General features: G+C 70.4%; 11 protein-coding genes. 5 read left to right on the top strand and 6 right to left on the bottom strand.

Annotated elements, in window-relative coordinates; translation table 11 throughout:
- Positions 1–173 precede the first annotated feature (173 nt).
- The 4 genes from QMK24_RS07870 to glgX are packed head-to-tail and all read right to left on the bottom strand — an operon-like array spanning position 174 to position 7,579.
- Complete coding sequence (locus QMK24_RS07870; RefSeq protein WP_283464533.1) at positions 174–2,057, bottom strand: ABC transporter ATP-binding protein; 1,884 nt, start codon at positions 2,055–2,057, stop codon at positions 174–176.
- On the bottom strand, positions 2,057–3,901 hold the full coding sequence (locus QMK24_RS07865) for an ABC transporter ATP-binding protein (protein ID WP_283464532.1): 1,845 nt from the start codon (positions 3,899–3,901) through the stop codon (positions 2,057–2,059). The genes QMK24_RS07870 and QMK24_RS07865 overlap by 1 nt, the downstream gene beginning before the upstream one ends.
- A 33-nt stretch (positions 3,902–3,934) precedes the next feature.
- A complete protein-coding gene (locus QMK24_RS07860; RefSeq protein WP_502962455.1) occupies positions 3,935–5,224 on the bottom strand; it encodes an MFS transporter in 1,290 nt (429 codons plus the stop codon).
- A gap of 51 nt (positions 5,225–5,275) precedes the next feature.
- Positions 5,276–7,579 carry a glycogen debranching protein GlgX gene (glgX, locus tag QMK24_RS07855; RefSeq protein ID WP_502962454.1) on the bottom strand — a complete coding sequence of 768 codons (2,304 nt, stop codon included), beginning with the start codon at positions 7,577–7,579 and terminating at the stop codon, positions 5,276–5,278.
- A 257-nt stretch (positions 7,580–7,836) separates the two neighbouring features.
- Between glgX and QMK24_RS07850 the strand changes: the two genes are divergently transcribed.
- The 4 genes from QMK24_RS07850 (at position 7,837) to QMK24_RS07835 (ending at position 12,271) form a co-directional block, all read left to right on the top strand.
- Positions 7,837–9,075 carry a L,D-transpeptidase gene (locus QMK24_RS07850; RefSeq protein WP_283464529.1) on the top strand — a complete coding sequence of 413 codons (1,239 nt, stop codon included), beginning with the start codon at positions 7,837–7,839 and terminating at the stop codon, positions 9,073–9,075.
- A 327-nt stretch (positions 9,076–9,402) separates the two neighbouring features.
- Positions 9,403–10,644 (top strand): L,D-transpeptidase, encoded by a 1,242-nt coding sequence (locus QMK24_RS07845; RefSeq protein ID WP_283464528.1) that lies wholly within the window; start codon positions 9,403–9,405, stop codon positions 10,642–10,644.
- A 110-nt stretch (positions 10,645–10,754) separates the two neighbouring features.
- Positions 10,755–11,522: an enoyl-CoA hydratase/isomerase family protein gene (locus tag QMK24_RS07840; protein WP_283464527.1), complete on the top strand. Its 768-nt coding sequence runs from the start codon at positions 10,755–10,757 to the stop codon at positions 11,520–11,522.
- 254 nt (positions 11,523–11,776) lie between these two features.
- Positions 11,777–12,271, top strand: coding sequence for an ATP-binding protein (locus QMK24_RS07835; protein ID WP_283464526.1), 495 nt, complete (start codon positions 11,777–11,779; stop codon positions 12,269–12,271).
- A gap of 396 nt (positions 12,272–12,667) precedes the next feature.
- Here QMK24_RS07835 and QMK24_RS07830 read toward each other — a convergent pair whose 3' ends face one another.
- Both QMK24_RS07830 and QMK24_RS07825 read right to left on the bottom strand, forming a co-directional pair.
- Positions 12,668–13,156, bottom strand: coding sequence for an acyl-CoA thioesterase (locus QMK24_RS07830; protein WP_283464524.1), 489 nt, complete (start codon positions 13,154–13,156; stop codon positions 12,668–12,670).
- A 3-nt stretch (positions 13,157–13,159) separates the two neighbouring features.
- Entirely contained in the window at positions 13,160–13,804 is a 645-nt protein-coding gene (locus QMK24_RS07825; RefSeq protein WP_283464523.1) for a TetR/AcrR family transcriptional regulator, read from the bottom strand.
- Positions 13,805–13,910: 106 nt separating this feature from the next.
- On the opposite strand from QMK24_RS07825, the gene QMK24_RS07820 reads away from it, so the two are divergent.
- On the top strand, positions 13,911–14,123 hold the full coding sequence (locus QMK24_RS07820; protein WP_283464522.1) for an EF-hand domain-containing protein: 213 nt from the start codon (positions 13,911–13,913) through the stop codon (positions 14,121–14,123).
- Positions 14,124–14,164 lie beyond the last annotated feature (41 nt).

The raw sequence follows: 14,164 nt of genomic DNA, 5'->3' as shown, positions 1-14,164 counted from the left end.
GACCCCTGGTGCCTGTGGGGGGGAGTGCTCTGCAGCGACTGCGGGAAGAGTGCCACTGTTTACCAGTACATGTCATTGCCATGGCGAAAACTTGGCCGAATTCCGTCCGTTGACCGATGAGCGGCGCCCGGTATACGGACGCGGTACAGACGCCGCTGTATCGGGTCGTCCGCTCAGACCAGACTGTCCCGCCAGGCGGCGTGCAGATCCGCGAACCGGCCACGGTCCGTGATCAGGTCGGCGGGGGCGCCGTCCTCGACGATCCGGCCGCCCTCCATGACCAGCACCCGGTCGGCGATCTCCACCGTCGACAGCCGGTGCGCGATGATCACCGCGGTCCGGCCGCGCAGCACCGTGTCCATCGCGTGCTGCACCGCGCGCTCGCCCGGCACGTCGAGCGAGGACGTCGCCTCGTCCAGGATCAGCACCGCGGGGTCGGCGAGCAGGGCCCGCGCGAACGCCACCAACTGCCGCTGACCGGCGGAGATCCGGCCGCCGCGCTTGCGGACGTCCGTGTCGTAGCCGTCCGGCAGCGCGGCGATGAAATCATGCGCGCCGATCGCCTTCGCGGCCCGCTCGATCTCCTCGCGGCCGGCGTCCGGCTTGCCGATCGCGATGTTCTCCGCGACCGTCCCGGAGAAGAGGAACGCCTCCTGCGTCACCATCACGACCCCGCGACGCAGCTCCGGCAGCGCGAGTTCCCGCAACGGGACGCCGTCCAGCGTGATCCGGCCGTCCGTCGGGTCGTAGAAACGGGCCAGCAGTTTGGCGAGCGTCGACTTGCCCGCGCCGGTCGCCCCGACCACCGCCACCGTCTGCCCGGCCGGGATCCGCAGATCGAAGACCGGAAGGATCTCACCGCCGGTGCGGTAGGCGAAGCGGGTGCCGTCGAAGAGCACCTCACGGCCCGGCAGTTCGCCGTCCCGGCCGGGCAGTGTCCGCGGCTCGGCCGGCTCGGGCACCGACGGGCGCTGCGCCAGCAGCCCGGCGACCTTCTCCAGCGACGCGGCGGCAGACTGATACGAGTTGAGGAACATGCCGAGCCGGTCGATGGGGTCGTACAGCCGGCGCAGATACAGCACGAACGCCGCCAGCACGCCCAGCGCCAGACCGCCGTCGGCCACCCGGTACGCGCCCCACAGCACGATCCCGGAGAGCGCCACGTTGGCCAGCAGCCGGGAACCGACCACATAACGCGCCATCTCCAGGATCGCGTCCCCGTTGATCCGCTCATGGGTGGTGTTCAGTTCGGCGAAGGCCGCCTCGTTCGGCTTCTCGCGGCGGAACGCCTGCACCGGCCGGATGCCGTTCATCGTCTCGGTGAACTTCACGATCACCGCGGCGATCGCGGTGGACCGCTTGCGGTAGACGACCATCGAGCGCTTCTGGAAGGACCGGATCATCAGATACAGCGGCCCGCAGGAGAACAGCGCCGCCAGGCCCAGCTTCCAGTCCAGCCAGAGCAGGATCACCGAGATGTAGACCGACGACAGGATGACGCCGATCAGCTCCTCCAGGCCCTCGCTCAGCAGCTCGCGCAGCGACTCGACGTCCGAGGTGGCGCGCGCGATCAGCCGGCCCGAGGTGTAGCGCTCGTGGAAGTCCAGGCTGAGCGCCTGCGCGTGCCGGAAGATCCGGCCCCGCAGATCGATCAGCACATCCTGGCTGACCCGCGCCGCGACCCGGATGAACGCCCGCTGCAGCACACCGGAGGCCAGCGCGCAGCCCAGGTAGCCGCAGGCCACCGCGATCAGCGGGCCGTGCCGGCCGTCGCGCTGCGCCGGGATCGCCCGGTCGATGGCGTACGCCACCAGCAGCGGCCCGGCCTGCACGGCGGCCTGTTGCACCAGCAGCAGCACGGTCGCCAGCCAGACCCGCCGGTTGTGCGGTGCCAGCAGTGACTTCAGCAGGCTGAGCTGAGCGCCCTTGGGCGAGGGGAGCAGGTCCCGGGCGAACGGGTCGTCCGGTGCCGGGAGGCGTACGGGGTCGTCACCGGTGCCCTCCGGCTCCTCCCCGGAACGATCCGCCTGCCCGGTCTGCTCGGCCACGGACGTCATCAGGCCACGCTCCTCTCGCTGTCGCCGGACATCAGGTGGCGGTACTCCGCGTTGGTACGCAGCAGTTCGTGGTGGGTGCCGACCGCGGCGATGCGGCCCCGCGACATCAGGGCGACGCGGTCGGCGAGCAGGACCGTGGACGGCCGGTGTGCGACGACCAGCGCGGTGCTGTCCGCCAGGACCTCGCGCAGCGCGGCCTCGACGAGCGCCTCGGTGTGCACGTCCAGCGCGGACAGCGGGTCGTCCAGGACCAGGAAGTCCGGGCGGCCGACGACCGCGCGGGCCAGCGCGAGCCGTTGCCGCTGGCCGCCGGACAGGCTCAGGCCCTGCTCGCCGACCTGGGTGTCCGGGCCGTGCGGCAGCCGGGCCACGAAATCGCACTGGGCGATCTCCAGCGCCCGCAGGACGGCCGCCTCGTCCACGCCGTCCGGGCCCGCGCCCATTTCCACGTTCTCCCTGATGGTCGCGGAGAAGAGCGTCGGCTCCTCGAAGGCGACGGCGACCAGTTCGCGCAGCCGCTGCCGGGACAGGACCGCTATGTCGGCGCCGTCGAGGGTGATCCGCCCGCCGGTGGCGTCGTGCAGCCGGGGGATCAGCGCGGTGAGGGTGGTCTTGCCGCAGCCGGTGGCGCCGACCAGCGCCATCGTCTCGCCGGGGCGGATGTGCAGATCGATGCCGTGGAGGAGGTCGGGGGTGTTCTCGGGCGCGTCCGGATAGCGGAAGCACACGCCCTCGAACCGCAGGCCGTCGGCGGTACCTGCCGCCTCGGCGCCGGCGCCGGAAACAGCACCCGCACCGGAGTCGCTGTCGCTGTCGAGGTAGGAGCCGATGCCGGAGGCGTCGGCCTCCTCGGCGTCGATGGCCTCGAAGAAGCGGTCGGCCGCCGTCGCCGCCTCGTTGCTGATCGCCAGCAGGAAGCCGAGCGACTCCACCGGCCAGCGCAGCGCGAGCGCGGTGGTCAGGAACGCGACCAGGGTGCCGGCCGACAGCTCACCGTCGGACACCTGCATGATCCCGAAGACCAGCGCCGCGCCGATGGCGACCTCGGGCAGCGTCATGATCAGCGCCCAGATGTCCGACAGCAGCCGCGCCTTGTGCAGTTCGGTACGGCGCAGTCCGTGCGCCTTGCCGCGGAACGCTTCGGCCTGGCTGCGGTGCCGTCCGAAGGACTTGATGATCCGCACGCCGAGTACCGACTCCTCGACCAACGTGGCGAGATCGCCCGCCTGGTCCTGCGCGGTGCGGGCCGCCAGCGAGTACCGGGCCTCGAAGACCGAGCAGAGGATCACCAGCGGGAGGATCGGCAGCAGCAGCATCAGCCCGAGCGTCCAGGCCTGGGTGAACAGGATCGCGAAGCCGAGGACGATCGTGGCGCCGTTCACCACCAGGAAGACCAGCGGGAACGCCAGGAACATCCGCAGGATCTGCAGATCCATCGTGGCGCGCGACAGCAGCTGTCCCGAGGCCCACAGATCGTGGAACGCGACCGGCAGCCGCTGCAGATGCCGGAAGAGGTCGGCGCGCATCGACGCCTCGACGCTCGCCAGCGGCCGGGCGACCAGCCACCGCCGCATCCCGAACAGCCCGGCCTCCAGCAGGCCGAGGAGCAGCAGCAGACCGCCGCCGAGCCACACCCCGGACGGGTCGTGGTCCACCACCGGCCCGTCCACGATCCACTTCAGGACCAGCGGGATCAGCAGCGCCACGCTCGACGCGAGGACTGCCGCCACCGCGGACGCGGTCAACCGGCCGCGGATGGGACGCACATACGGCCACAGCCGCAGTAGTGACCGGATGGCGGATCGGGGTCTGGGGGGCGTGGGGTCTGTAGTCGCTTCAGGCATCGTTTTGACGATACGGGCGACCACCGACACCGCTCATCCGGTTTTCTCCGCCGGTACGGCCACCCGCCGCAGATTGCGGATCGCCGGTACGGACAGCAGCGTCACGCAGACCAGCACGGACATCACGCCGCCCGCCAGCAGCACATGCCGTGCGCCGAACGCCGAGGCCGCGGGACCCGACAGCGCCTGGCCCACCGGCATCATCGCGACGGACCCGGCGACCTCGTAGGCGTGGATCCGGTTCAGGATCTCGCCGGGCACCTGGGTCTGCACGCTGGTCGCCCAGTTCACGCCCCAGTAGGCCCACGAGGCGCCGGCGACGAAGATGCAGCCGCAGATGGCCGGAATCGGCAGGTGGGCGCCGACGGACGCCGGGTAGAGGGCACTGCCGAACAGCGCGGCCGCCCCCGCCCGCAGCGGGTACCGCGACCGGAACCGCATCGCGAGCAGCGCCCCGAGCGCGGTTCCCGCGCCGAGGCAGGAACTGACCAGCCCGTACGCCTTCGGGCCGTGCGCCGGCAGGATCTCGCCGGCCGACAGCGGTGTCACAGGACCCATGACCGTCACCATGAAGACCATCCAGATCACGATGACCGACCACATCCAGGGACGGCCGCTGAACTCGCGCCAGCCCTCGACGAGATCGGCCCGGAAGGTGCTGGCCCTCGGCCCTGCGCCCTCATGGGCGACCGGCGGCAGCCGCAGCAGGAACAGGCAGACCGCGCTCACTCCGAACGTGGCCGCGTTCGCCGTGATCACCCCGCCCGGCGACGCGAACGCCACCAGCAGCCCCGCGAGCGCGGGACCGGCCAGCGCCATCATCGACTCGGCGGTCCTGACGACCCCGTTGGCGCCCTGGACATCGCTCGCGACCCGGGGCACCGTACTGGCCACCCCCGGCTGGAACATCGCCGCGGCCACACCGTTGACCGCGGAGATCGCGCACACCTGCCACAGCACCACGTGATCGGCGAAGAACAGCGCGGCCAGCAGTGACATCATCCCCAGCCGTACGACGTCGGCGCCGATCATCAGCAGTCGCGCGTTGAACCGGTCCGCGATCACCCCACCGAAGATCACCAGGCCCGCGAAGCACCCCATGAACGACGCCATCACCAGCCCGATGGCCCCGGCCCCGTAGCCGTACTGCAGCAGCCCGGCGGCCATCGCCACCGGCAGCATCGAGTCCCCGAGCATGGCGATCGACCGCGCGGTGAAGTACAGCCGGAAGTTGGCCGACCACAGCCCGCCGCGCTTCGGGGGCGCGGGCGGCGGGGTGGTGGCGGATCGGCCCAGGCACTTCTGCGGCGCGGAGGATGTCACAGAGATCGAGTGTGGACTGGACCAATTCTTCCTGTCCAGGGGTTTGGGGGTTCAGCCGACCTTGAGCAGGAGCACCGAGCGGGCGGGCACCGTGATGGGTGCTCCCGCGGTGTGCCGGACGCCGGGGGCCCGCGCCTGGTCCTCGGCCGTTGTATCGAGGAGGAGTTCGTAGGAATCGGCCCACGGGTGGCCGGGCAGGGCGAAGCGGGCCGGCCGGTGGGAGGCGTGGGCGATGATCAGGAAGCTGTCGTCGGTGATGGGGACGCCCTGGGCGTCGCGCTGGGGGATGTCGTCGCCGGAGAGATACATGCCGATGGTGTGCGAGGAGGCGAACCAGTCGTCGTCGGTCATCTCGCGGCCCGCGGCGGTGAACCAGGTGAGGTCGCGCAGGCCGCCCGGCGTCTGGGAGCGGCCGGAGAAGAAGGCGCGGCGCCTCAGCACCGGATGGGCGCGGCGCAGGGCGATGAGGCGGGCGGCCAGCGTGCTCAGGGACCGCCAGTCGGGATCGTCCAGGAGCGACCAGTCGATCCAGCTGATCTCGTTGTCCTGGCAGTAGGCGTTGTTGTTGCCGCCCTGGGTGCGGCCCATCTCGTCGCCGGCCACCATCATGGGGACGCCGGTGGACAGCAGGAGGGTGGAGAGCAGATTGCGCAGCTGGCGGCGGCGCAGCGCGTTGATCCCGGGGTCGGCGGTCTCGCCCTCCGCGCCGCAGTTCCAGGAGCGGTTGTCGTGGGTGCCGTCGTGGTTGTCCTCGCCGTTGGCCTCGTTGTGCTTGGACTCGTAGGAGACCAGGTCGCGCAGGGTGAAGCCGTCATGGGCGGTGATGAAGTTGACGGAGGCGTACGGGCGCCGGCCGCCCCAGGCGTACAGGTCGCTGGAGCCGGACAGCCGGTAGCCGAGGTCGCGTACGTCGTGCTGGGCGCCGCGCCAGAAGTCGCGCACCGCGTCCCGGTAGCGGTCGTTCCACTCCGTCCACAGGGGAGGGAAGGCGCCGACCTGGTAGCCGCCCATGCCCACGTCCCAGGGCTCGGCGATCAGTTTCACCCTCCGCAGTACGGGGTCCTGGGCGATGACGGCGAGGAACGGCGAGAGCATGTCGACGTCGTGCATCGAGCGGGCGAGCGCCGCCGCGAGGTCGAAGCGGAAGCCGTCCACGCCCATCTCCGTCACCCAGTAGCGCAGGGAGTCGGTGATGAGCCGCAGCACGTGCGGTTGCACGACGTGCAGGGTGTTGCCGCAGCCGGTGTAGTCGGCGTAACGGCGCGGGTCCGGCTGGAGCCGGTAGTAGCCGCGGTTGTCGATACCCCGCAGTGAGAGCGTGGGCCCGAGTTCACCGCCTTCGGCGGTGTGGTTGTAGACGACGTCCAGGATCACCTCGATGCCCGCGGCGTGCAGGGCGCGCACCATGCTCTTGAACTCGCCGACCTGCTGGCCGCTGGTGCCGGCGGCGGCGTATCCGGCGTGCGGGGCGAAGTACCCGATGGAGTTGTAGCCCCAGTAGTTGCGCAGCCCGGCCCGCTCCAGGTGCTCCTCGTGGGCGAACTGGTGGACGGGCAGCAGTTCGACGGCCGTGACGCCCAGCCGGGTGAGGTGCTCGATCGCGGCCGGGTGCGCGAGGCCCGCGTACGTGCCGCGCAGCTCCTCGGGTATGCCGGGATGGCGCTTGGTGAAGCCGCGGACGTGCAGTTCGTAGATGACGGAGTCGGACCACGGGGTCTTGGGGCGGTGGTCGTCGGACCAGTCGTCGTCATCGTGGACGACCACGCCCTTGGGCACGTGCGGGGCAGAGTCGCGGTTGTCGCGGACGGTGTCGGCGATCTGGCGCTCGGGCCAGTCGCGAACGTGGGCGTAGACCTCGGAGGGCAGCGTGAAGTCCCCGTCCACCGCGCGGGCGTACGGGTCGAGCAGCAGCTTGGCGGGATTCCAGCGGGCACCCGTCCAGGGGTCCCAGCGGCCGCTGACCCGGTAGCCGTAGCGCTGTCCCGGCAGCGCGCCGGGTACGAAGCCGTGCCAGATCTCGTGGGTCAGTTCGGTCAGCGGCGCCCGGGTCTCGGTGCCGTCCGCGTCGAACAGGCACAGCTCGACGGATTCGGCGCCGCCCGCCCACAGCGCGAAGTTGGTGCCGGGGCGGCCGTCGGGGCCGGTGTGGAAGCGCGCGCCGAGCGGCTGCGGGCTGCCGGGCCAGACCGTGCGGGACCCGCTCCCGGGCCCGGGCCCGGACTCCGGGCCGGGGGCGGAGCCGAGCGGCCGCTCCTGAGCCGGTACGGGGGCCGTCGCCGGCGCGGTCCGCAGGCCGTTCGGCCGGGGGATCGCCTCAACGGCCTCCATGGCCTCGTGCTCGCGTGTCTCTGACACGTGTTCGCCTCCCGCGGCTCGACAGGATCCGGCCATGCGCGCCCGCGGCCACGGTACGGCGGAACCACACGTGTCCCACTACAGTCACGGCCGGGCGCGGCCCTCCCTGGCGTCCCGTGCCGGGTCGGTGACCGTGTCCTACCAGCATTCCTTCCCATCCGAACGCGTGGAGTCACACGCGTGATCGGTTCCGTACCCGTACCCGTACAGGTAGACGGTCATGCGTTTCCCGGGGGCGGCGGTCTCGTTGACTATGCGTGACGAATGTGGTGAGCCGCGCCCTGCGCGCAGGGGCGGGACTGGTTGGAGCGGTAGTACTCGGCGGGCTGCTCGCCGGATGCGGGGCCGGGCCGGGGAACGGAAGCGGGGGCGGCAGTACCGATGACGCCGGAGCCCGTACCACCGAGAGCGTTCCGACGGTGTCGGAGGCGGTCATCACCATCACGCCGAACGATGCCGCGCACGATGTGCTGCCCGACGGGCACCTCAAGGTCGGGGTGGACAAGGGCGAGTTGACCCAGGTCAAGGCGGCGAGCGCCGATGGCGTCCCGGTCGGGGGCGCTCTCGCGGCGGACCGCCGCAGCTGGCTGCCGACGGGCAAGCTGGCGCTCTCCACCCAGTACACGGTGGACGCCTACGCGGTGGACGGCGCGGGACGGCGGGCCGCCAAGCACGCGGTGTTCACCACCCGGGTGCCCAAGCACAAGCTCATCGGCTTCTACACGCCGGAGGCCGGCTCCACCGTCGGCACCGGCATGATCATCTCCATCAACTTCAACCAGCCGGTCACTGACCGTGCGGCCGTCGAGCGCGCGATCAGGGTCCACGCGAAGCCCGCGGTCGAGGTGGCCGCGCACTGGTTCGGCGGCCGGCGCCTCGACCTTCGCCCGCGGCGGTACTGGCAGTCCGGCACCGAGGTGACGATGTCCCTGCGGCTGAAGGACGTCGAGGGCGCCGTCGGCGTCTACGGGACGCAGTCGAAGGATGTCCGGTTCTCGATCGGCCGCGACCAGACCGGCACGGTCGACGCGGACGCCCACACTCTGACGGTCCGGCGCGGCGGCCAGGTGTTCCGGACGCTGCCGGTCTCGGCCGGCAGCCCGGCGCATCCCACGTACAACGGCATCATGGTGATCGCGGAGAAGCTCGCCCTCACCCGGATGAACGGCCAGACGGTCGGTTTCGGCGGCGAGTACGACATTCCGGATGTCCCCCACGCCATGCGCCTCACCCGCTCCGGGACCTTCCTGCACGGCAACTACTGGGCCGCTGCAGGGACCTTCGGCGTCACCAACACCAGCCATGGCTGCATCGGGCTCGCCGATGTGAAGGGCGGCGGCTCCACGACGCCCGCGGGGTGGCTCTTCGAGCACTCCCTCGTCGGTGACGTCGTCGAGGTGGTCAACTCCCATGACCGCACGGTCGCGGCGGACAACGGCATGGGCGGCTGGAACCTCGGCTGGCGGGACTGGAGCGCGGGCTCAGCCCTCGCCTGAGACCGGTACCGCCACCTGACGCCCCACCCTCCACGGCCCCACCGGGACCGGTCCCAACGGACCGGTCCCGGTTCCGTTTCCGGCCCTTCGCCGTCCTCACAGCCGACTGGGACTGAACGGTGACATTCCCGTGTCACAGGGCCCACCCCGCGTGTGATTATCTGTCGCTTGCGTGAGCGAAAAGCGCGCAGAAGCCGTCAGCGGCTCTGCAGCGGCCACGTGCAGGGGGGTCAGGGTCGGATCGGCCGGGCAGAATCGCTACGGGAGCGCCGCAGGTGGGCATTTCGGACGCGTGGGCGGGCGGCCGTGTGAGTGGGGAGTAGAGAGTTGAAGCCGATACAGGCGGCGCCGGGCGCCAGGCACACCGTGCTGGCACTGGCGCTGGGGGCGCTGCTGCTGTTGGCCACCGCGTGTGGTGGCGGCGGCAGTACGAACAACGGCGGCAGCGGCGGTACCGCCGGCAAGCCGGCCGGCGCGAAGGCCACAGCGACAGCGGACAACAAGGCCTCGTCCGCGCTGGTCACCATCATGCCGAAGGACGGCGCGAACGACGTCGCCACCAATGGCGTCCTGAAGGTTTCGGCCGCGAGCGGCAAGCTCACCTCCGTCATCGTCAAGGACGACAAGGGCACCGCGGTCAAGGGCGAGACAGCCGCCGACGGCGCCAGCTGGGCGCCGTCCGAGCACCTGGGCACCTCCACCAAGTACACGGTGGACGCGATCGCCAAGGATAGTGACGGCCGTGCGTCCGCGAAGCACGCGACGTTCACGACGATCACGCCGAAGGATTCCTTCGTCGGCTTCTACACGCCGGAGAACGGCCAGACGGTCGGCGTCGGCATGGAGATCTACCTCAACTTCAACCGGGGGATCACCAACAAGAAGGCCGTCGAGGACGCCGTCCAGGTCACCACCTCCCCGGCCATCGAGGTCAAGGGCCACTGGAACGGCAACGATCAGCTCTTCCTGCGCCCCGAGTCGTACTGGGCGGCGGGCACCAAGGTCACGCTGAGCCTGCGTCTCGACGGTGTCGAGGGCGCCCCCGGCGTCTACGGCACCCAGAAGAAGGACGTGCACTTCACCGTCGGCCGCAGCCAGGTCAGCGTGGTCGACGCCGCGAAACACACCATGACCGTCACGCGTGACGGCCAGGTCCTGCGCACCATCCCGATCACCTCGGGCGCGCCGGCCACCACCACGTACAACGGCAAGATGGTGATCACCGAGAAGTACGAGGTGACCCGGATGAACGGTGACACGGTCGGCTTCGGCGGTGAGTACGACATCAAGGACGTGCCGCACGCGATGCGCCTGACGAACTCGGGCACCTTCATCCACGGCAACTACTGGGCGGAAAAGTCGGTGTTCGGCAACTCCAACGCCAGCCACGGCTGCGTGGGCCTGTCCGACAGCCGGGGCGCCGGTGACCCGTCCACTCCGGCGGCCTGGTTCTACAACCAGTCGATCGCCGGCGACGTGGTCCAGGTGATCAACTCCAAGGACAAGACCGTGCAGTGGTACAACGGCCTCAACGGCTGGAACCTCCCGTGGAGCGAGTGGACCAGCTGACCGTCTGACAGCTGACCTGCCGGCCTGTCGATCTGCCGGCCGGCGGATGTGACCTCCGTCGCCGGGCGGCCCTGTTCTTCGGGCCCGCCCGGCGAAGTAGTCTCCGGAACATGACTGTGAGCCTCGAAGTCGCCGAAGGCGTCGGCACGATCCGCCTGGACCGTCCGCCGATGAACGCACTGGACATCGCCACCCAGGACCGGCTGCGGGTGGTCGCGGAGGAGGCGGCGCGGCGCGACGATGTGCGCGCCGTGATCGTCTGGGGCGGGGAGAAGGTGTTCGCGGCCGGCGCGGACATCAAGGAGATGCAGGCCATGTCCTACGAGGACATGGTCGACCGGTCGCGCGCGCTGCAGGAGTCCTTCACGGCGGTGGCCCGCATCCCCAAGCCGGTGGTCGCCGCGGTCAACGGCTACGCGCTGGGCGGCGGGTGCGAGCTGGCGCTCTGCGCCGACATCCGCATCGTGGCGGAGAACGCCAAGCTGGGCCAGCCGGAGATCCTGCTCGGCCTGATCCCGGGCGCGGGCGGCACCCAGCGGCTGACGCGGCTGGTGGGCCCGTCGCGGGCCAAGGACCTGATCTTCACCGGCCGGATGGTGAAGGCCGAGGAGGCGCTGGCCATCGGCCTGGCCGACCGGGTCGTCCCCGCCGACCAGGTGTACGCCGAGGCGCGCGCCTGGGCGGAACGTCTCGCCCGCGGCCCCGCGTACGCGCTGCGCGCGGCGAAGGAAGCGGTCGACAGCGGTCTGGAGACGGATCTGGAGACCGGACTGACCATCGAACGCGCTCTGTTCGCCGGGCTGTTCGCGACGGCGGACCGGGAGACCGGGATGCGCAGCTTCGTCGAGGAAGGGCCGGGCAAGGCCAAATTCCGTTAGCCGGACGGCCTATTGACGGGACCGCCGGCTGGGTGGGGGGCCTTAAGGCAATCTTAAGTGAACCTTAAGGAATCTCCGCCCCAAGCCGGTCGTCGCTGATCGTCAACGCATCATCACTGCAGGTCATCAGGGCTTCTGAAGTGTGATCAATGCCGATGGCATATGCCTGAACTCGCTTATGGAACCCTTCATTCCGGTCGGCCAATTCGCCCGGATACCCCCCGAACCACCTCCTGTGCGGCCATGATGAACGCATGGCGGGCCGGGGAGCATCCGAGCAACCGCAGCGGGTGAGCGTCGCCGCTGCGGGGTGGCCGTCGGCGGCGGCCGACGAGTCGGCTGCCATGACCCTCGATCTGGTCGGCGATCCTTCGGTGGGAGAGGTCCGGCTGACCTCGCGCCCGGAATCCGCCTCGACCGCGCGCCGGCTCTCCGTCTCGGTCCTGCGGCAGTGGGCCCTTCCGCAGCTGGCCGACACCGTCGAGTTACTGGTCTCGGAACTGGTCGGCAACGCCGTCCGGCACACCGGTGCCCGCACCTTCGGGATCCGTATGCTGCACCGCCGCGGCTGGATCCGGGTCGAGGTCCGCGATCCCTCGCGCGCGCTGCCCTGCTTGCTGCCGGTCCGGGAACTCGACGTCAGCGGCCGCGGTCTCTTCCTGGTCGACAAGCTCTCCGACCGCTGGGGCGTGGACCTCCAGCCGCGCGGCAAGACGACGTGGTTCGAGCTGCGCGTCATGGACCGCTGACATCGCCCAACGCTGAGCTCGCCCACGCCTGTGCCCACGCCTGTGCCCACGCCTGTGCCCACGCCTGTGCCCACGCCTGTGCCCGCGCAACGCGAAGAGGCCCTCGGTGTCGTTGAGCGACAGCGTGAGGGCCTCTTCGTACCGCCGCGGAGCAAGGGGGGGGTGTGGTCCGCGGCGCCTTGGGAACGGCTCAGCCCGGGTCAAAGGGGGCCGTTGGACCCGACTCTGGCACAGGGGGCGGGGAGCAGGCAAACCCTTATTTCGGGCAATTAATCATAATCGGCGCAAACCTCTTGCATATAGGCGAGTGAACTGCGCCACTTGCCTTGTAAACAGCGAATATGGGGTGTATCGATCTTGCTTTCGATCCATTCGCTCTGCTGTGGAGCGTAGGGGTCAGCGCGGGGCCGGTGCCGGCGGCCGGCGCATGAGCGGGATCGCCGCCGCGCGCAGCTCGTCACTCAGCGGGCTGGGGCGCAGGGTGGCCGGGTCCAGCTTGACCTGGGCGCGCAGGCCCTCCGCGTGCACCACCTGGTGGTCGGCGGACAGGACGCGGAAGCCGTACACCACGCTGGTGCGCCCCAGGTGCTCGATCCAGATGTGCACGGCCGCGTCGCCCGCGCCGAGGATCGGCGCCAGGTACTCGATCCGGAACTCGCGGACGGCGAGGAAGGTGTCGTCGAACTGGGAGCGGTCGGCGGTGAACGACCAGCCCCGGTCGACCCAGTAGGCGGTGATCGCGCGCTCGATGAAGAGCGCGTAGCGGGCGTTATGGACCATGCCCAGGGCGTCCAGGTCGTCGAAGTGGATCTGGACGGGCAGGATCTGCGCGGGCTGCGGGCCGGGCGCGGTCGGTGCGGGGTGAGGCGGGGCGATGGTGGTCACGGTTCAGCTCTCCCGGAGGATCGAAGGATCGGTGCAGCAGGCTCTGAGCCGTTCCAGGACGGCCCGGTGCGCGTGGGTGAAGACGGCGGCCCGGTCCATGAGCCGGGAGTGGGTGACGACGGCCTCGCCGAGCGCGTCGATCTCGAACGCGAGCTGCGCGGCGTTCACGTCCGCGCGCAGGTCACCGCACGCGACGGCCTCATCGACGAGACTCTCGATGTACCGCATCCACTCGGCGATCGACTGTGCGACACGGTCGCGCACCGCGCCCGGCCGGTCGTCGAACTCCGGCTGCACGGCGGCGAAGAAGCAGCCGCCGGGCAGTACGTCGTCGGCGTAGAAGGCCAGCCGCGCCTCGTGCAGCGCGAACAGCCGCCGCACCCCGGCCGGCGCATCCAGTGCGGGCCGGACGACGAGCGCTCCCCACTGCTTACGGGCCCGGTCGACCACGTCGAGCTGGAGTTGCTCCTTGTCCCGCCAGTGGGTGAACAGCCCGGACTTGCTCACTCCGAGCGCCCCGGACAGCCGCGCCAGCGACAAGCCGTCGAGACCGTCCACCGAGGCGAGCGCCACGGCGGTGTCCAGCACCGCCTCCCGCATCCGCTGCCCGCGCACGCGCCTGCCGTCGGGCCGCTCGCTGTCTGTCATACGATCACCCTAACAGAAAGAAGACCGACCGGTCGCACTTATTCTTCAGGGTGGAATTCCCGATAATCTGAGCCCGTCAATCAGGCACAGAGAAGGGGCGGGTCACGTGGCGGACATCGAGGCAGCGAAGAGGGCCTTCGACCGGTACGACATCAACAAGGACGGTCGGATCTCCGCGGCTGAGTACAAGAAGGTGATGGCTGAGCTCGGCGACTTCTACGCCACCGAGTCGGTCGCTCAGGCCGTGATCAACGCCGACGACACCGACAACGACGGACACCTCTCCTGGGACGAGTTCTGGGCCAAGGTGCAGGGCTGACAGCGCGCGAGTGGGGCCCGGCGCCATGACTGGTGCCGGGC

The sequence above is a fragment of the Streptomyces sp. PH10-H1 genome (assembly GCF_030063355.1).
Taxonomy (GTDB): Bacteria; Actinomycetota; Actinomycetes; order Streptomycetales; family Streptomycetaceae; genus Actinacidiphila.
This window is presented reverse-complemented; position numbering and strand designations above follow the sequence as displayed.